At 45.5% G+C, this 18856-nt stretch carries 13 protein-coding genes and 1 other annotated feature; of the genes, 8 read left to right on the forward strand and 5 right to left on the reverse strand.

Annotated features, from left to right (window positions below):
- Window positions 1-276: 276 nt before the first annotated feature.
- Both B9J87_RS05175 and gltB read right to left on the reverse strand, forming a co-directional pair.
- A complete protein-coding gene (locus B9J87_RS05175; protein ID WP_013856103.1) occupies window positions 277-1746 on the reverse strand; it encodes a glutamate synthase subunit beta in 1470 nt (489 codons plus the stop codon).
- Window positions 1747-6294, reverse strand: a complete 4548-nt coding sequence (gene gltB, locus B9J87_RS05180) for a glutamate synthase large subunit (RefSeq protein ID WP_094149627.1) — start codon at window positions 6292-6294, stop codon at window positions 1747-1749.
- 538 nt (window positions 6295-6832) lie between these two features.
- Between gltB and B9J87_RS05185 the strand changes: the two genes are divergently transcribed.
- The 3 genes from B9J87_RS05185 (at window position 6833) to B9J87_RS05195 (ending at window position 10658) form a co-directional block, all read left to right on the forward strand.
- Entirely contained in the window at window positions 6833-7768 is a 936-nt protein-coding gene (locus B9J87_RS05185) for a TIGR01212 family radical SAM protein (RefSeq protein ID WP_094149629.1), read from the forward strand.
- A gap of 99 nt (window positions 7769-7867) precedes the next feature.
- Window positions 7868-10207 carry an aerobic respiration two-component sensor histidine kinase ArcB gene (arcB, locus tag B9J87_RS05190; protein WP_094149631.1) on the forward strand — a complete coding sequence of 780 codons (2340 nt, stop codon included), beginning with the start codon at window positions 7868-7870 and terminating at the stop codon, window positions 10205-10207.
- A 4-nt stretch (window positions 10208-10211) separates the two neighbouring features.
- The gene (locus B9J87_RS05195) at window positions 10212-10658 is read left to right on the forward strand and encodes a hypothetical protein (protein WP_094149633.1); all 447 of its coding nucleotides are present in this window, start codon (window positions 10212-10214) and stop codon (window positions 10656-10658) included.
- 103 nt (window positions 10659-10761) lie between these two features.
- Here B9J87_RS05195 and arcA read toward each other — a convergent pair whose 3' ends face one another.
- On the reverse strand, window positions 10762-11478 hold the full coding sequence (gene arcA, locus B9J87_RS05200; protein ID WP_013856108.1) for a two-component system response regulator ArcA: 717 nt from the start codon (window positions 11476-11478) through the stop codon (window positions 10762-10764).
- Between the two features lie 697 nt (window positions 11479-12175).
- Between arcA and B9J87_RS05205 the strand changes: the two genes are divergently transcribed.
- Window positions 12176-12661: a putative 4-hydroxy-4-methyl-2-oxoglutarate aldolase gene (locus B9J87_RS05205; RefSeq protein WP_010318275.1), complete on the forward strand. Its 486-nt coding sequence runs from the start codon at window positions 12176-12178 to the stop codon at window positions 12659-12661.
- On the opposite strand, the gene B9J87_RS05210 is transcribed toward B9J87_RS05205, so the two are convergent.
- On the reverse strand, window positions 12658-13161 hold the full coding sequence (locus B9J87_RS05210) for a hypothetical protein (RefSeq protein ID WP_017043071.1): 504 nt from the start codon (window positions 13159-13161) through the stop codon (window positions 12658-12660). The two genes, B9J87_RS05205 and B9J87_RS05210, sit on opposite strands and share 4 nt — an antisense overlap.
- 242 nt (window positions 13162-13403) lie before the next feature.
- Between B9J87_RS05210 and thrL the strand changes: the two genes are divergently transcribed.
- The 4 genes from thrL (at window position 13404) to thrC (ending at window position 18280) form a co-directional block, all read left to right on the forward strand.
- Window positions 13404-13481, forward strand: a complete 78-nt coding sequence (gene thrL, locus B9J87_RS17600) for a thr operon leader peptide (RefSeq protein WP_100208354.1) — start codon at window positions 13404-13406, stop codon at window positions 13479-13481.
- Window positions 13419-13536 (forward strand) — a sequence feature (Thr leader region). It overlaps the preceding gene by 63 nt.
- Window positions 13537-13565: 29 nt before the next feature.
- Window positions 13566-16025 carry a bifunctional aspartate kinase/homoserine dehydrogenase I gene (thrA, locus tag B9J87_RS05215; protein ID WP_026027387.1) on the forward strand — a complete coding sequence of 820 codons (2460 nt, stop codon included), beginning with the start codon at window positions 13566-13568 and terminating at the stop codon, window positions 16023-16025.
- Window positions 16026-16043: 18 nt separating this feature from the next.
- Window positions 16044-17000, forward strand: coding sequence for a homoserine kinase (thrB, locus tag B9J87_RS05220; protein WP_026027386.1), 957 nt, complete (start codon window positions 16044-16046; stop codon window positions 16998-17000).
- A complete protein-coding gene (gene thrC / locus B9J87_RS05225) occupies window positions 16997-18280 on the forward strand; it encodes a threonine synthase (RefSeq protein ID WP_094149635.1) in 1284 nt (427 codons plus the stop codon). The genes thrB and thrC overlap by 4 nt, the downstream gene beginning before the upstream one ends.
- A gap of 109 nt (window positions 18281-18389) precedes the next feature.
- On the opposite strand, the gene grcA is transcribed toward thrC, so the two are convergent.
- On the reverse strand, window positions 18390-18767 hold the full coding sequence (gene grcA, locus B9J87_RS05230) for an autonomous glycyl radical cofactor GrcA (RefSeq protein ID WP_026027385.1): 378 nt from the start codon (window positions 18765-18767) through the stop codon (window positions 18390-18392).
- Between the last annotated feature and the right edge of the window lie 89 nt (window positions 18768-18856).

The raw sequence follows: 18856 nt of genomic DNA on the forward strand, positions 1-18856 counted from the left end.
CTTCACAACCTATAGCTTATGGTGCAAAAGGTCAAGTTGTTGGTGAAAAATCATGTTGCAATGGGATTTACCACCTAATCATCTAGATTAATATAATATATTCAATGAGATAGAATTTTTGTTGTTACAGTTTGTTAACGTGGGTAATCTCATGGAATAAGAATTAGCCATAAAAAAGGCCAGCATTAAATGCTGGCCAAAAAGTAGAACGTTGGAAGGAATCATCGCAGCTTAGCGCTCTGGATCACCTTGAACCAGCGAAAAGAGCGCGAGGCACTAGGCTGAAAGCATCAATGAGTCGGCTTTCGCTTCTAAGTTGGTGTTGCCCATCAAGTAAGCGTCGATCTCGCGTGCGCACTCGCGCCCTTCATTGATACAACGTACGACTAACGATTGTCCTGTACGCATATCACCTGCAGCGAAAACACCTTTTTGGTTGGTCGCAAAACCTTGTGTTGCCACATTGCCACGCTCATCTAACTTGATATCAAGCTGAGCAAGTACACCATGTGGTTCTGGATGTAAAAAGCCCATGGCAAGGAAAGCCATATCACACGCAATAATACGTTCACTGCCCGCGACTTCATCAAAGTTCGGGCGCTCACCCGGTTTTGCATCTTGCCAAACGATATCAGCAACACGTAGCCCCGTGACTTGACCTTGCTCGTTGCCGAGGAACTCTTTGGTTAGAATATTCCAATGACGTTCGCAGCCCTCTTCGTGGGAGGTTGAGGTGCGCAAAATCATTGGATATTGCGGCCAAGGCATGTTGGCTGGGCGTTTATTGGCTGGGATCGGCATGATTTCAACTTGCGTGATGCTTGCGGCGCCGTGTCGGTTTGAGGTTCCGACACAGTCAGAACCAGTATCACCACCACCAATCACCACCACATGTTTGCCCTTAGCGTGGATCTCGTCAGTTTTAAGATCCATGTTATTCGCGCGGCGGTTATTTTGTGCCAGAAACTCCATCGCAAAATGAACCCCTTTTAACTCGCGCCCCGGAATCGGCAGGTTACGAGGCACGGTAGAGCCACCAGTAAGCAAGATGACATCAAACTCTTGGCGCAGTTGCTGTGCGTTGATATCAACACCGATATGTGCGTTTACTTCAAACTTGACGCCCGCTTCTGCCATCAAATTGATTTTGCGATCAATAACGTCCATACCCAGTTTGAAATCCGGAATGCCAAAACGCAGCAGGCCGCCGACTTTTTCATCACGTTCAAACACAGTAACTGAGTGACCCGCGCTATTCAACTGCTCAGCTGCGGCCAAACCCGCCGGGCCAGAGCCAATGATGGCGATGGTTTTTCCAGTACGAGAACGCGGCTTTTTCGCTTTGGCATAGCCTTCGCGATAAGCCGTTTCCACGATGGTTTTTTCTATATTACAGATGGTAATGGGATCTTGGTTGATCCCGAGTACGCACGAACTTTCGCAAGGAGCAGGGCACACGCGACCAGTAAACTCGGGGAAGTTATTGGTTGAGCTTAAGATCTTCCAAGCTTCTTCCCAACTATCACGATAAACGGCATCGTTAAATTCAGGAATAATGTTACCGATAGGGCAACCGTTATGGCAAAACGGTACTCCGCAGTCCATGCAACGAGACGCTTGAGTATTAATTTTGCTACCAAACTCTTCGTTGAGGACAAACTCTTGGTTGTTTTGAATGCGAACCGTTGGATCGAGCTTTTTTGGCAGCTCGCGGCCATGTTCTAAAAATCCAGTAGGCTTACCCATTTATACGGCCTCCACTTCTTCCGTTTGTACTTGCGCAGCTGCAGCCTTGCGTTTTTGAAGAACCGCTTTGTAGTCACGCGGCATCACTTTTACCATTTGGGTAAGGTTTGCTTCAAAATTATCAAGGAATAACTGAGCCACTTCACTTCCTGTGAACTGAACATGCTTGTTGAGCATCTCACGTAGCAGATCGGTATCTTCTTGTTGCAGTGGGTCGAGATCAACCAATTCAGCGTTAAGCTTAGTTTCGAAGTCTCCATGTCGATTCCACACGTAGGCTACACCGCCGCTCATACCAGCCGCAAAGTTACGTCCTGTCGAACCGAGGATCACTGCGACTCCACCTGTCATGTATTCACAGCCGTGATCGCCGATACCTTCTACGACCACTTTAGCTCCTGAGTTACGCACGCAGAAACGTTCTCCAGCAAGGCCGCGAATATAGGATTCACCAGAAGTTGCGCCATAGAAACAGACGTTACCCACCACGATGTTATCTTGCGCAATGATGGTTGAGCGCGTGTCAGGGTAGAGCACTAACGTACCGCCAGATAAACCTTTGCCCCAATAATCGTTGGCATCACCTTCCACTTCAAACGTTACACCTTTAGCAAGGAATGCACCGAATGATTGGCCTGCAGAGCCGTTGAATTTAACTTTCATTGGCTGAGGTAGACCTTGGTCTTTATATACCTTCGATATTTCGTTCGACAGCATAGTACCCGTGCTACGGTCAGTGTTGACGATAGGGAAGACTGCGTTAACCGCTTCGCCTTTCTCAAGCGCGGGGTTGGCTACTTGAATTAGCTGACGATCTAGCACGTTTTCTAGATGATGATTTTGTTTGGTTTGGCAATAAACACCATCTTCTGCACGAGGCTCTTGAATGTACAACACTGGTGACAAATCGAGGTTTTTGTATTTCCAGTGGTTGATGTTGTCACGCACTTTCAGTTTATGCGATTGGCCAACCATTTCATCGATAGTACGGAAACCCAGTTCAGCCATGATTTCACGTAAGCCTTGCGCCATGTATTGGAAGAAGGTGACCACATCGTCTACGCGGCCATCAAAGCGCTCACGCAAGGTTTTGTTTTGTGTCGCAATCCCTACTGGGCAGGTGTTTTTATGACACTTACGCATCATGATACACCCTTCAACCACTAGTGCAGCGGTGGCAATTCCCCACTCTTCCGCGCCTAACAATGTCGCCATTGCAAGGTCACGTGGTGTTTTCATCTGACCGTCACTTTGCACCACAATGCGATTACGCAGGCCATTTTTAAGCAAGGTTTGGTGCGTTTCAGCAAGGCCGAGCTCCCAAGGTAAGCCTGTGTGACGAATCGAAGACATCGGTGATGCACCCGTGCCGCCATCATAGCCAGCAATTAATACCACATCCGCTTTGGCTTTAGCCACACCGGAGGCGATAGTACCAACCCCGGCTTCGGAAACTAATTTCACGTTGACGCGGCCGGTACGGTTCGCGTTTTTCAAATCAAAGATCAGTTGCGCCAAATCTTCGATCGAATAGATATCGTGATGCGGTGGTGGTGAAATAAGACCGACTCCCGGAGTCGAGTGGCGTGTCGCGCCTATCCAATCATCGACTTTATCACCCGGCAGTTGCCCACCTTCACCTGGTTTCGCGCCTTGAGCCATTTTGATCTGTAGTTCATCGGCATTGGTGAGGTAGTAAGAGGTCACGCCAAAACGACCAGAAGCGACCTGCTTAATTGCAGAGCGTTCCCAATCGCCATTTTCTTTGCGTTCAAAGCGTGCTGGATCTTCACCGCCTTCACCCGAGTTGGATTTCGCGCCAATACGGTTCATCGCCACGGCTAACGTTGAGTGCGCTTCGTAGGAGATTGAACCAAACGACATGGCACCGGTTGCGAAGCGTTTTAAAATACGTTCAATCGGTTCCACTTCCTCAATGGGAATCGAACTGGCTGGATTTTTAACAAAATCAAGCTGGCTACGCAGCGTGGCAGCGTTGTCGCCTTGGTCATCTACCGCTTTCGCGTATTGCTTGAACTGCACATAATCTTTGTTGCGTGTTGATTGTTGCAGCAACGAAATCGTCTCTGGGTTAAACAGGTGTTTTTCGCCACGCTGTTTCCACTGATAAACGCCGCCCACATCCAACACTTGCACTGGAACTTCGCGAGTCGGGTAGCCCACGCGATGGCGAACTAACACCTCTTTTGCGATGTCATCAATGGTCAAACCTTGGATGCGCGATACAGTGCCAGTAAAGTACTTATCTACCACTGATTTGCTGATGCCCAACGCTTCAAAAATTTGCGCACCGTGGTAAGACTGCAATGTGGAGATGCCCATTTTGGAGAAGATCTTCAGCAGCCCGCCGTTGATGCCTTTGCGGTAATTGTCAAACAGATCTTTCGCTGCAATGGTCGGGTCGAGTTTTTTGACTCGTTGTAAATCGATAATGGTTTCAATGACTAAATACGGGTTAACCGCATTTGCGCCATAGCCAATCAATGTCGCAAAGTGGTGCGTTTCACGCGCGTCGCCGGTTTCTACCACTATGTCACATTTAGCTCGTAAGCCTTTGCGGATCAGGTGGTGATGAACTGCACCGACAGCGAGCATTGCAGGGATCGCCGCATGGTTTGAGTTTACCGCGCGGTCAGTCAATAAAATAATCGAGTAACCATCGATAACCGCATCTTCTGCATATTGGCAAATGCGTTTCAGCGCGCGTTCCAATTTGCCTTGATCTTCACTGGCTTGAAATACGATATCTAAGGTTTTCGCTTGCAGATGTTCGTTATCAATAGCGCGCAGTTTCTCAAGCTCAGAGTTGGAAAGAACCGGAGATTCCAATTCGACTTTTAAGCAGTGCAGGGGGGTCTCTGTCAGTAAGTTCTGATCTTTACCGAGGTAAGTATTGAGCGACATCACCATTCTTTCACGGATCGGGTCGATCGGTGGGTTGGTGACCTGAGCAAACAGTTGCTTAAAGTAGTTGGAGAGATGCTGTGATTGATGCGAAAGCACTGCTAGAGGCCAGTCTGCACCCATAGCCGAAAGCGGTTCATAACCGGTTTTTGCCAAAGGAAGAATGATTTCATTCACCTCTTCTGAGCTGACGCCAAACGACTGTTGGCGTGACATTAGACGCTCAGGAGCAGGTTGGCTGTACTGGTTGCTCGCTTCAGGCAGTTTTTTCAAGCTGAGGAGGTTCTCTTCAACCCATTTGGCGTAGGGCTGCGCATTCGCAATGCTGTCTTTCACTTCCTCATCAGAAATGATGCGTCCTTGCTCTAAATCAGCGACAAAGATACGTCCGGGCTGTAAACGGCCACGGTATTCCACGTTCTCTGGTGCAATTTCAACCACGCCAGATTCAGAAGCCATGATCAGAAAATCATCTTTAGTCACGGTATAACGTGATGGGCGCAGGCCGTTACGGTCCAGTGTTGCGCCAACTTGTACACCATCAGTAAAACATACTGATGCTGGGCCATCCCACGGTTCCATGACGTTAGCATGGTATTGGTAAAATGCGCGGCGGGTTGGATCCATATTTTTATTTTCTTGCCACGCTTCAGGGATCATCATCATCAGGGCGTGTGGCAGGCTGCGGCCAGACAGAACCAGTAACTCTAATGCCATATCGAAGTTGGCGGAATCTGAACTGCCTTCTTGGCAAATTGGCAGCAGCATGTCGATTTCAGCTTGTGTAAACAAATCTGATTCGAGGATCGCTTCGCGCGCTTTCATCCAGTTTAAATTGCCGCGAACTGTGTTGATTTCGCCGTTGTGCGCAATGTAACGGAAAGGTTGAGCTAAGCGCCATTTAGGGAATGTATTGGTCGAAAAACGAGAATGCACCAGTGCCAGCGCGGTCACCATGGTCGGATTTTGTAGATCAAGGAAGTACTGTGGTACTTGCTCTGTAGTGAGCTGACCTTTATACACCAAGGTTTTGTAAGACATGGAGTTGATGTAAAAATCATCACCAATGTTAGATACACTTTCTAAGCATACGCGGACGGTGTAATTACGCAGAACGTACAATTTACGCTCTAATTCTGCGGGGGTGGTACTTGGGCCACCGGAGATGAAAACGTGCTCAAATTGAGGCTCAGTGCTAAGTGGGTCTGCGCCAATCATGGAGTTATCGGTTGGCAAAACGCGATAACCCAGTACTTCTAAATCGAGTCTCTTGGCGTTGCGTTCTAAAATATCACGACACTGGGCGCGTTTGTGCTCATCTCTTGGAAACAGCACCACGCCGACGCCGTACTTTTCAAACGAAGGCAGTTTTAAGCCAAGTTTAACGGTCTCTTCAAGTAAAAACTCATGGGGTTTTTGTAATAAGATACCTGCGCCATCACCAGAACATGGGTCACAGCCTTGGCCACCACGGTGTTCCATACGAGCAAGCATGTCTAAAGCTTGAGTCACAACTTGGTGAGACTTACGGTTTTTCAGGTGGGCAACAAAACCGATACCACAAGCGTCATGCTCCAATTCAGGAGTATATAGACCTCGTGAATCCTGCTCTCTATCTACCATAGATACATCCTTCCAGTTCAATTTAGACGCACGTGTGCTAAGGCATACTTAGCGATGCGACTTGTCCTTTAATTGTTATCAATCTAAACCTGCCTGTGTTGGCGGGTTCGAATCCTTTCCGTCTCTCGCCGGAAAAATATGGCGAGAAAAACATTCCTTAGTGATATTCAATTTATTTATGCCACTTGCTAGTGGTTTGTATAGGAGGGGTGCGAATATCACCGATTTTTCCACAACTATTTATGTAAGGAATATCACAAAAAATAGGGCGGATGTGTAAGTATCCTACAATTTTGTTTATAGGAATTCCAACGAAAACTCATTTTAGTCGCCCATTTTTTTCGTTAAAAATGCATGTACTGTTTAACATTGGTGCAACATTAAGCAAATAACGCTGTTTTTATGAATGTTTATTGATTTTTGTTAGGTTGGAGAGTGTTTGATACGGCTACTCTTTGTGAATTTATTTTGCAGGGATGTAATTTAGTTACATAAATCTAACTGAGATTCATTACTATCTATAAGCGGTATTTCTTCAATGCAATTACATCAATTGGTTAACACGATCGGCCAAGATCTGCAGCGCCGTTATGGCGAAAAAGTTCACAAGCTGACCCTGCATGGTGGGTTTAGCTGTCCGAATCGAGATGGCACGATTGGGCGAGGTGGTTGCACCTTCTGTAATGTCGCTTCTTTTGCTGATGAAGAAACACAAGCCCAAAGTATTGAGCAGCAATTGACAGAACGCGCTGGTGAAATCAAACGTGCCAAAAAATATCTCGCGTATTTTCAAGCTTATACCAGTACCTATGCGGAAGTGCAGGTGTTGAAAAATATGTATCAGCAAGCGCTTCAATCGGCTGACATTGTTGGGTTATGCGTCGGCACTCGGCCTGATTGTGTACCCGATGCTGTGCTCGATTTATTGGCCGATTATGTGCGACAAGGTTTTGAAATTTGGCTCGAACTGGGTTTGCAAACCGCCAATAATCAAACACTCAAACGGATCAACCGTGGTCATGATTTTGAATGTTATGCGTTGATCACTGAGCGCGCTCGAGCCTTGGGGATCAAAGTATGCACGCATCTCATTGTGGGGCTACCTAAAGAAACGCGTACTGATAATCTTCAAACCTTAAAGCAAGTCTTAGCGGTAGGCACTGATGGCATCAAGTTGCATGGGCTGCATATTGTTGAAGGCAGTACGATGGCCAAAGCGTGGCGAGCAGGAAAATTACAAGCGCCAACGTTAGAAGAGTATGTTTCCATTGCGAGTGAATTGATTCAAATGACGCCACCTGAGATCATTTATCACCGAGTCTCGTCAGCCGCCCGGCGGCCGACCCTGCTTGCGCCACTGTGGTGTGAAAATCGTTGGCTTGCGATGACCGAAATAGGCCGAGCACTTAATCAAGGTGGCGCGCAAGGCTCACGCTTAAGTCGACCGTTTGTCTATACGCTTCCAAACAGCTAAAGATTCAAGCAATTTCGCAAATCCTTGTGATTAACTTGGCTGACGAATCGACGTTAAACGCGTTAGACTAGTGGCACTGTTATTACATGGAAGTGTTTAATGAAACCCATGAAAAACCTTGCCCAGTACTATGTCGACCTATTGGTCAAACTGGGCATTCTCCGTTTCTCCATTCTTCTTGCGCTCGCTTTAGTGGCCTTGGCAGTGGTGGTGCAAGTTGGTATCACGCTGGTGCTCAATGGTTATGTTGATGATATCGACATCGTTCGTTCCGTCTTTTTTGGTTTATTGATCACGCCTTGGGCGGTCTATTTCCTTTCTGTGGTGGTCGATCAGTTAGAAGAGTCACGTCAACGTCTCTCGAAGTTGGTTTCTAAGCTCAAAGACATGCGCTCACGCGATCAAGAGCTCAATTATAAGCTTCAGCAAAATATCGAAAAACTCAACCAAGAAATTGAAGAGCGAATTAAGGCAGAGGAAGCGCGTGAAGAGGCGATGGCCGATTTAGAAAACGAGGTCTATCAACGCGAAAAAACGCAGCTTGAATTGGCAGAAAGAACCGCCTTATTGCGCTCTTTTATCGATGCCTCTCCTGATCTGATTTACTACCGTAATGCGAACGGCGTTTTTTCTGGCTGCAACCGAGCGATGGAAGAGCTAACGGGTAAGCGTGAGCATCAGTTGGTTGGGTTAACTCCGTGGGATGTCTATAGCAAAGAAGTCGCGCAACAGATCGTTGAAACTGACGAAAAAGTGTTTGCTGACAATCAAGCCATCACTTATGAGCAGTGGCTTGAATACCCTGATGGCCGCAAAAACTATTTTGAACTGCGTAAAGTCCCTTTTTATAGCAAAGATGGCCGCCACTTAGGGTTGGTGGGCTTTGGGCGAGACATTACCGAACGTAAACGCAATCAAGAGTCTTTGGAAAAAGCGAGCCGGGATAAAACCACCTTTATTTCGACCATCAGCCACGAATTGCGCACACCACTCAACGGTATCGTTGGTTTGAGCCGCATGTTGCTCGATAGCCCCATGACCCCAGAACAGCGTAAGTACATGCAGACCATTAATGTCAGTGCCATTACGTTAGGTAATATTTTCAACGATATCATTGATATGGATAAGTTTGACCGCCGGAAACTAGAACTACTGCCAGCGCCGTTGAATTTTGAAGAATTTGTTGCTGAAATTGAAAGCATCTCGGCGTTGATGGCAGAGCAAAAAGGGCTTAGGTTTGATCTCGAACGGCTCAGTGATTTACCTGTTGCGATTGAAGTGGATGCTACGCGCCTGCGTCAGGTATTGTGGAACCTGATAAGCAATGCGATGAAATTTACCAAAGAAGGTGGCGTCGTCATGACGGTCTGCGCTGACATTGAGGATAAGTTTGCGCGCATTACCATGGAAGTTGAAGACACAGGCATTGGTATACCGGAAGCTGAACTCGATAAAATCTTCGCCATGTATTACCAAGTTAAATCGGGTAAGGACAATTTACACGCTGTTGGCACGGGGATTGGCTTAGCGGTATCTCGCCAGTTAATCAACTTGATGGATGGTGATATTTCTGTGAGCAGTGAAGAAGGTTTTGGTAGCACTTTCACCGTTTCAATTCGTGTGCCTTTGGCACAAGATGCCCAATTCAAACCAACGTTACCCGTTCCTCAAAAAAGTTTAGCCATTTTTATGGTTGAAGATATTGAGCTCAATATTACAGTTGCTCGTTCTTTGCTAGAAAGTTTAGGACACACGGTTACCGTCGCTATGACAGGTGAAGAAGCCAAACAAAAATTTGTGCCGCAAGAGTACGATCTGGTTTTCCTCGACATTCAACTGCCAGACATGACCGGGTTTGATGTCGCTGCGTTTTATCGACAAACTTATGATAACCTTCCGCCACTGGTTGCATTGACCGCCAACGTATTGAAAAATAAAGCTGAATATCTAGAGAAAGGGATGGATGACGCGATCAGTAAACCATTGTCAGTACTGGCGATTCAAGAGGTGATTGCAAAATTCACCCATAGTGAGGCGATTCAACTTGCCGACGCTAAGGTTAATGCCGCCTCAGAAGAACATAGTGAGTTGAACACGCATTTGCTCGATCTTGAAATGCTGGAGTCTTATATCGATATTGTTGGCCCGAAACCTGTGCTGGAAAGTATCCAAATGTTCGAGCAGATGATGCCCAGTTACGTTGAAGTGCTAGATTCCAATATGGTAGCAAAAGATCAAGCAGGCATTGTTTCAGAAGCACACAAAATCAAGGGTGCTGCGGGTTCAATTGGTTTGAAACACATCCAAAACGTTGCACAAAAGGCACAGTCGCCAGAGCTACCTGCTTGGTGGGAAAATATTGGTGACTGGATAGATGAAATTAAAAATGGGTATCAACACGATATTCAAGTCTTGAAACAATGGTTAACTCAAAGGTAATGGTATGAAAAAAATCGGGTTGGCTTCATTAGTCATGGCGCTACTATCTGGCTGTAGTTCACCGCAAGTGAATTGGCTGCAGGACAGCAGTGCCGTGATATCAAATATCACCATTGGGTTGAAAAGTAACCTTTGGATCAATCAAATGCCTACAGCTAATGAGAGCGAAATACCTCTTGTGCATGGGACATTAAGATTGGATTCGTCGGCAATATTACCTGCCAATTTAACGATTGACGCGTTGATGGTCCAGCAAGGGGATAAGAATTGGCTGGTGGGTAGTGAATCGTTAGATTTACGGACTCAAAGTGAAGATCAATGGGAAGTGGTGTTTGAATGGCCGATGCAGCTTAATGTGGATAAGCCCGTTGATGTTGCTTTGCAATTGAGCGATGGCACAACAGCACAGTGGCTTATCGAAAAGAGCATCTTGATTGATAAAGTCTATTAGATTAGAACGGTTTTACGCAAAGCACTACTATATTACTACCTATGAAAAAAGCCCTTTAACATGAATGATATTAAAGGGCTTTTAACTATTTTGGGATAGAAGTTTAGTCTTCTAGGTCACCACAGAAGCGGTAGCCTTCGCCATGAATTGTGGCGATGATCTCTGGCGTACCTGATACTGATTCAAAGTGTTTACGGATACGACGAATCGTCACATCTACTGTTCTGTCGTGTGGTTTCAATTCACGGCCAGTCATCTTTTTAAGCAAATCTGCGCGAGTTTGGATTTTTCCTGGGTTCTCACAGAAGTGCAGTAAAGCGCGGAATTCTGAGCGAGGAAGCTTGTAGCCTTCACCATCCGGATTCACTAAAGAGCGGCTATTGATATCCAATACCCAACCGTTGAACTCATATTTTTCCACACTGCGTTTCTCTTCTTGAGTCGTATTGGTATTCATTGAACGACCTAGAAGATTACGAGCACGAATTGTCAGTTCACGTGGGTTAAATGGTTTGGTGATGTAGTCATCAGCCCCGATCTCTAAACCGAGGATTTTATCAACTTCATTATCACGACCAGTCAAAAACATCAGTGCAACATTAGCCTGTTCACGAAGCTCACGAGCTAACAGAAGGCCGTTTTTACCTGGTAAATTGATGTCCATAATGACCAAGTTAATGGGGTTATCAGACAGCACATGGTGCATCTCTTCACCGTTACTGGCCTCAAAAACAGCGTATCCCTCTGCTTCAAAAATACTCTTAAGAGTGTTACGAGTTACTTGCTCATCTTCAACGATAAGAATCTGCGGGGTTTGCATTGGCGGTACCTAAACTTGTGAAAAAATTGTGCTAATAGAATTGATTGTAGGCAAAAAATTGCAACATACAGGTAATCTGCTGCCGATAATAAACTAAAGTTTTGAAAAAAACACTTACTTCAGTTGCCCGCCGTCCTTAGGCATATCTTGCATTGAGGTCTCCATACCCTCGGTGTTCTACTAGTCTTTAAGGCGGATTCTATAATGTTAACAGCATGCTAACAACGGCAGAATGTTAATTCCAATCACTTTGTTGATTTACATCAAGAGTTCTAATGTAACAAATATTAATCGTCTTAAGCAGTTGTAAATTTACACCACATTACCCATGCAAATAGCATGCTTTTTGGGGATTTTCGCTGGGGATGGTAGCATTAGGCGCAATGGGCTTTACCTCACATGGAAATTTACCAGCAAAGAACTTGTTAACTCGATACTTGTCAAAAAATGGGAATTGCGTAAAGAATCAACGTTTACAGCGGGGGATATCGCACTATTATGGGTGTCACCAATATGAATATTCAGTCTTTTAAATGCAGTTGGCCGCCAAGTTATGCTCATTCTCAGCGGGTTTTTCTTTGCATCGTTTGTATGAATAGGTGAGTAAAGTATCTGGCATTATGGTTGATTGAGCTGTGGTTTTACAGCGCGTCTAATGTGTCAGATGAAAATAATAAACAATAATCAAGGAAGAAGGATGATAGATATCACACCAGATATTTGCGATAAATTTGAATCGCAAATCAATATATTGGATTTGCCTTTGCAAACTTTTGGTTTAAGGAGTGCTTTTTGGGGGCAAATTGTCACCGTGCGTTGCTATCACGATAACTCTAAAGTTCGTGACGTATTAAGCCAAAATGGTAAAGGGAAAGTTTTAGTCGTCGATGGTAACGGTTCGTGTCAAAGAGCCTTATTGGGTGACCAACTGGCGATCATGGCGATTGAAAACGGTTGGGAAGGGGTCATCATTTATGGAGCGATACGCGATGTTGCTGCGTTATCGCAAATGGATTTAGGCGTGAAAGCGTTAGCGAGTTGTCCACTTAAGACCGATAAGAGAGGTGCAGGCGAAATTAATGTGACGCTGACTATCCTCAACCAGATGATTCAGCCGGGTGACTATGTTTATGCCGATTGGAATGGTGTTTTAACGTCAACTCAAGCGCTAGACTGGCACTAGAATCTGAAACCCACCCCAAATTGAACGCCTTGTTGCCACTCTTGATAATCAAGGGTGGCATGTAAATCAACGTTTTCTGACAGTTGAAGTCGGCTAGATAGCTCCGCCGCCATAGCATCGGCACTGCTCGTATCATTCGGATTACTGGCGGCTGACCGTAAGGTGCTTTTTAGTGATAATTTTGGGGTTAGCTGGTAGCTAAGGCCACTTAAAAAACCACTTTCGGAGCCGTAGTCGGAATTATTTATCCTCGCTCCAATGTACAGATCTAAATTGTCAAAAAGGTTATAAGAATAACCGCCATCAATAGTCCAACTATCAAATTGTTGACCATCACTTTCGCTTGAAAGAAATAATCGATGTGGAGATTGGCTCTGTGAAGAAGGAAGTGCAGGTAAGGTATTGGCCATGCTAGATAAAGAGACAAGCAGAAATAAACATAGTGCAACTTTTAGTTTCATCTGCCTCTCCTTATTCTTGTTTTGAGTTACTGCGTCCACTGCGGTAACAACAATTAAAGCACAAATTTCACACGATGACAGCGTTATGTATATAGCATTTTGTTATTTGCTTATGTGTAAAATGGTTGCACTTAATGTGCAATAAGTATCTTAGTTGTGTTGTGTTTTTTAATTTGATTAATTCGGAATGACTATAAAAAATAGCAGATTTTCATTGACTAATGATCACGAAGTAAGGTAAACGTAAAGGCAATTAAACACACGAGTATTTAAATTTTTCTATGTTACAGCGCAGCCTAGTAGTAATGACAACCACCATTATTATTACCGACATGACACATGTTGGGGCGGGCCGCTGAGCGAAAAGTTTTTACAAAAAAGGCCTGTATCCCACCAGATACAGGCCTTTTTTTATACCAATTTGAACTGTTTTGGAGGAAGGGATGCGAGTATTAAAGTTTGGAGGTTCATCGTTAGCCGATGCTGATCGTTTTTTAAGGGCGGCAGATATCATCGTTAACAATGTACAGCAAGAAGAAGTCGCCGTTGTGCTCTCTGCACCGGGAAAAACCACCAATAAATTAGTGGCAGTTATTGAGAGTGCTTTGCGTAATGGCGAAGCAGAACGCCAAATAGCGGAGCTTGAATTCTCATTTTTCGATCTACTCGCTGGCATCAAAGCACAATTGCCTAATGTGGATTCGGCCGCTTTTGACAATCAAGTAAAAACGTCACTTTCTCAGCTGCGTCAATTTGTACACGGCATTAATTTACTCGGTATGTGCCCAGACAACGTCAATGCGCGCATTATCAGTAAAGGTGAGCGAGTTTCTATCCAACTGATGAAAGCGGTACTTGAAGCAAAAGGACAAGCGGCTGCATTGATTGACCCAGTACAATATCTTTTTGCTAAAGGTGAGTACCTTGAGGCAATGGTCGATGTTGAGATCTCCACGCAAAATTTCAAACAAAATCCACTTCCGCAAGCGCATGTTAATATTATGCCGGGTTTCACGGCTGGTAATGAAAAGGGTGAATTGGTCTGTCTAGGCCGTAATGGCTCGGATTATTCTGCGGCTGTGCTTGCGGCATGTTTACGTGCAGATTGTTGTGAGATTTGGACCGATGTCGATGGCGTTTATAACTGTGACCCACGTTTGGTTGCGGATGCTCGTTTATTAAAATCACTCAGCTACCAAGAAGCGATGGAGCTTTCGTATTTTGGCGCGTCAGTGTTACATCCCAAAACCATTGCACCGATTGCACAATTTCATATTCCGTGTCTTATCAAAAATAGTTTTAATCCTCAAGGCGCAGGCACGCTGATTGGTCAAGATACTGGTGAAGATAAGCTGGCTATCAAAGGTATTACTACACTCAATAATTTGACTATGGTCAACGTCTCCGGCCCTGGCATGAAAGGCATGGTCGGCATGGCTAGCCGTGTGTTTGGCGCGATGTCTGCCGCAGGCGTTTCTATTGTGCTGATTACACAATCCTCTTCAGAATACAGCATCAGTTTCTGTATTGAGGCGCAAGATAAAGCCCTTGCCAAAAGAGCATTATCGGAAGCGTTTGAACTGGAATTAAAAGATGGCCTACTTGAGCCTGTCGAGTTTATGGATGACGTTGCGATTGTCACTCTGGTTGGTGACGGCATGCGCACTTCGCGCGGAGTGGCTTCTCAATTTTTCTCATCGCTGGCTGAAGTTCACGTCAATATTGTTGCCATTGCACAAGGCTCTTCCGAGCGAGCTATTTCGGCGGTGATCCCAGAAGATAAAATTTCAGAAGCGATCAAGGCTTGTCATGAAAATCTCTTCAATTCTAAGCATTTCTTGGATGTGTTTGTGGTCGGTGTTGGCGGTGTCGGAGGCGAATTAGTTGACCAAATTCATCGTCAGCAAGCCAAACTAGCCGATAAAGGAATTGTGATTCGAGTGTGTGGCCTTGCGAATAGTAAGGCACTATTGCTGGATAGCGAAGGCTTGCCGCTGGAGCATTGGCGTGATCGAATGCATAGCGCGAGTGAAGAATTTAGCCTCGCAAGGCTCATCTCTCTAGTGCAGCGTAACCATATCATTAACCCTGTCTTAGTTGATTGTACTTCCAGTGAAGTGATCGCCAACCAGTACGCCGAATTTTTGGCTGCGGGTTTTCATGTTGTGACGCCTAATAAAAAAGCCAATACCGCAAGCATGGCCTACTATCACCAGCTGCGTGAAGTGGCGCGCAACTCGCGCCGTAAACTGATGTACGAAACGACGGTTGGTGCTGGTTTACCTGTGATTGAAAACTTGCAAAATCTCATTGCCGCTGGTGATGAGTTGGAAAAATTCAGCGGTATTTTATCTGGCTCTCTCTCGTTTATTTTCGGCAAACTGGATGAAGGTATGACACTTAGTCAAGCTACGCAGCTAGCTAAAGACAAAGGTTTTACTGAGCCTGATCCTCGTGATGATCTGTCGGGAATGGATGTGGCTCGTAAGCTGTTAATTTTAGCTCGTGAGGCGGGAATGCCTTTAGAACTGGATGACGTAAAAGTCGATCTTGCTTTGCCGCCGGGTTTCGATATTTCGGGTACAGTTGAAGAGTTTATGGCGCGCTTGCCGCAAGCTGATGCTTATTTCCAAGAGCTATCCACTAAGGCTGCCGCCGAAGGTAAGGTATTACGTTATGTTGGTGAAATATCAGAAGGTCAATGCAAGGTGAAAATTGCAGTGGTCGATGAAAATGACCCAATGTTTAAAGTCAAAGATGGTGAGAATGCACTGGCGTTTTATAGCCGTTATTATCAACCGATTCCATTGGTGTTGCGTGGTTATGGGGCGGGTACAGAAGTAACAGCAGCAGGGGTGTTCTCTGATGTGATGCGCACCTTAGGTTGGAAGTTAGGGGTTTAATTGATGAGTTCAAGTGACATGAGTGTGGTGGTGTATGCTCCAGCTTCAATTGGTAATGTGAGCGTTGGGTTTGATGTTTTAGGGGCGGCCGTGTCGCCAATTGATGGCAGTTTATTGGGGGATCGTGTTGAAGTTAAAGCGGGCAGCGAACCTTTTGTACTCGAAACTGCAGGTCGCTTTGTCGACAAGCTGCCTGAAGATCCAAAGCAGAATATTGTTTACGATTGCTGGCTTGTTTTTGCCAGAGAGCTTGAAAAAAAGAGCATTGCAGTAAAGCCGTTGCAAATGACGTTAGAAAAAAATATGCCGATTGGTTCAGGTTTAGGTTCCAGTGCTTGTTCAATTGTTGCAGCTTTAGATGCGTTGAACCAGTTTCACGGTAACCCACTTAATCAGACTGAGCTTTTAGCGCTGATGGGTGAAATGGAAGGTAAAATTTCAGGCGGTATACATTATGATAACGTTGCCCCCTGCTACTTAGGCGGCGTGCAATTGATGCTTGAAGAGCTAGGCATCATCAGCCAAGAAGTGCCTTGTTTTGACGATTGGTATTGGGTAATGGCGTATCCTGGGATTAAAGTTTCCACAGCCGAAGCGCGAGCGATCTTACCTTCACAATATCGTCGACAGGACATCATTGCGCATGGCCGTCATCTCGCAGGTTTCATTCATGCTTGCCACTCAGGTCAGCCTGAGCTAGCGGCTAAACTGATCAAAGACGTGATTGCTGAACCGTATCGTGAGAAACTTCTGCCCGGCTTTTCGGATGCGCGTAAATACGCTGCATCAGCCGGAGCGCTCACCACTGGCATTTCCGGCAGTGGCCCAACACTGTTCAGTATTTGCAAAGAAAAAGAGGTTGCCGAGCGAGTTGCTCGTTGGCTTGAACAACATTATGTACAAAATGAAGAAGGATTCGTCCATATTTGTCGCTTAGACAAAAATGGCTCGACCGTTACAGGAAGTGCTCTATGAAGCTTTACAACATAAAAGAAAATGATGAACAAGTCTCTTTTGGCCAAGCCGTACGCCAAGGATTAGGACGCAATCAAGGGCTGTTTTTCCCAGCAGAGTTGCCTCAGTTTGAAGATATTGACGCGTTACTAGCCGAAGATTTTATCTCTCGTAGTACAAAAATTCTCAGCGCCTTGATTGGTGATGAATTACCCGCAGAGCAAGTGAATGCGATGGTTGATGCGGCTTTTCAGTTTCCAGCACCGATTAAGCAAGTGAAAGACGGCATTTATGCTCTAGAGCTTTTCCACGGCCCAACGCTGGCATTTAAAGATTTTGGTGGTCGCTTTATGGCGCAGTCACTGGCCGCCGTTTCAAATGGTGGACAGATCACCATTTTAACCGCGACTTCTGGTGATACTGGCGCAGCGGTGGCTCATGCCTTTTATGGAATGCCCGACATCAAGGTCGTGATACTTTACCCTAAAGGTAAGATCAGCCCGTTACAGGAAAAACTCTTCTGCACTCTGGGCAACAATATTCACACTGTCGCGATAAATGGTGACTTTGATGCTTGCCAAGCGTTAGTTAAGCAGGCTTTTGATGACGCCAAGCTTCGCCAAGAGATCGGTTTAAACTCTGCAAATTCAATCAATATCAGTCGTTTAATGGCACAAATTTGCTACTACTTTGAGGCCGCATCACAATTAAGCAAAGCTCAGCGTGAAAACTTAGTCATCTCTGTACCGAGTGGCAACTTTGGCAACCTAACCGCTGGTCTGTTGGCAAAAGCATTGGGCTTACCTATCAAGCGTTTTATCGCGGCAACCAATGCCAATGATACCGTTCCTCGTTACTTAGAAACGGGTCAATGGGATCCAAAACCCACTGTCGCGACCACATCGAATGCGATGGATGTGAGTCAGCCGAACAACTGGCCGCGCATCGAAGAGCTTTGTCGCTTAAAGGGCTGGGGGCTAGATACCTTAGGTAAAGGTGCGGTATCTGATGCACAAAGTGCGGATTCAGTTCGTGAACTTTACGCGCAAGGTTATTTGTGTGAACCGCATGGTGCCATTGCGTATCGAGTTTTGGATGAGCAGTTACAAGCGGGAGAAACGGGGCTATTTTTGTGTACTGCGCACCCTGCCAAATTTAAAGAAGTCGTTGACGATGTGCTAGGCACTGACATTGAATTACCAGCTCCTCTTGCAAAACATGCAGTGATGGCGTTGCTTTCTGAAGAGTTAGACAATGATTTTGACGCTCTAAAAACGGTGTTAAGACGCGTTCAGCCTTAAAGAGATCCTGATTTCATCTTATTGAAGTCAGGATGATATTCCTCTAACGATAAAAATGGCGCTCATTGAGCGCCATTTTTGGATATAAATATTCTCATCAACGCTATGATTATAGCGTCTCAGTGAAGGTACGTGCGATAACGTCACGTTGCTGTTCTTGAGTCAATGAGTTGAAACGAACAGCGTAACCAGAAACACGAATCGTCAGTTGCGGATACTTCTCAGGGTGTGCAACGGCATCTTCAAGAGTTTCACGCTTAAGAACGTTCACATTTAGGTGCTGACCGCCTTCGATGCGAGGTGCTGTTTCAATCGCAACTTCACGGCTTTCATACTCACCAAGGTCGCTGACCGCGATAACTTGATCTGCTTGGTAGCCTGCGTTAGCGGCAACGCAACGTGCTTCATTCTTTTCGTTATCGAGTAACCAGATAGAATTTAGTAGGTTGTCGTTTGCTGCTTTTGTAATTTGAATGCCTTGAATCATCACTATCTCCTAGTCCACTTAAGTGGCGTTATTGGTGTTTATTTTCTAACTTTGTTGAGTTGGTTATTATATAGCTAATATCCTTAAAA

The organism is Vibrio sp. V19_P1S1T109, assembly GCF_002241375.1.
Lineage (GTDB): Bacteria > Pseudomonadota > Gammaproteobacteria > Enterobacterales > Vibrionaceae > Vibrio > Vibrio anguillarum.

What these genes read in the sequence shown, in the direction of transcription:
- B9J87_RS05175 (WP_013856103.1), bottom strand. Translation starts at nt 1,746, where the DNA reads ATGGGTAAGCCTACTGGATTTTTAGAACATGGCCGCGAGCTGCCAAAA.
- gltB (WP_094149627.1), bottom strand. Translation starts at nt 6,294, where the DNA reads ATGGTAGATAGAGAGCAGGATTCACGAGGTCTATATACTCCTGAATTG.
- B9J87_RS05185 (WP_094149629.1), top strand. Translation starts at nt 6,833, where the DNA reads ATGCAATTACATCAATTGGTTAACACGATCGGCCAAGATCTGCAGCGC.
- arcB (WP_094149631.1), top strand. Translation starts at nt 7,868, where the DNA reads ATGAAACCCATGAAAAACCTTGCCCAGTACTATGTCGACCTATTGGTC.
- B9J87_RS05195 (WP_094149633.1), top strand. Translation starts at nt 10,212, where the DNA reads ATGAAAAAAATCGGGTTGGCTTCATTAGTCATGGCGCTACTATCTGGC.
- arcA (WP_013856108.1), bottom strand. Translation starts at nt 11,478, where the DNA reads ATGCAAACCCCGCAGATTCTTATCGTTGAAGATGAGCAAGTAACTCGT.
- B9J87_RS05205 (WP_010318275.1), top strand. Translation starts at nt 12,176, where the DNA reads ATGATAGATATCACACCAGATATTTGCGATAAATTTGAATCGCAAATC.
- thrL (WP_100208354.1), top strand. Translation starts at nt 13,404, where the DNA reads ATGTTACAGCGCAGCCTAGTAGTAATGACAACCACCATTATTATTACC.
- thrA (WP_026027387.1), top strand. Translation starts at nt 13,566, where the DNA reads ATGCGAGTATTAAAGTTTGGAGGTTCATCGTTAGCCGATGCTGATCGT.
- thrB (WP_026027386.1), top strand. Translation starts at nt 16,044, where the DNA reads ATGAGTGTGGTGGTGTATGCTCCAGCTTCAATTGGTAATGTGAGCGTT.
- thrC (WP_094149635.1), top strand. Translation starts at nt 16,997, where the DNA reads ATGAAGCTTTACAACATAAAAGAAAATGATGAACAAGTCTCTTTTGGC.
- grcA (WP_026027385.1), bottom strand. Translation starts at nt 18,767, where the DNA reads ATGATTCAAGGCATTCAAATTACAAAAGCAGCAAACGACAACCTACTA.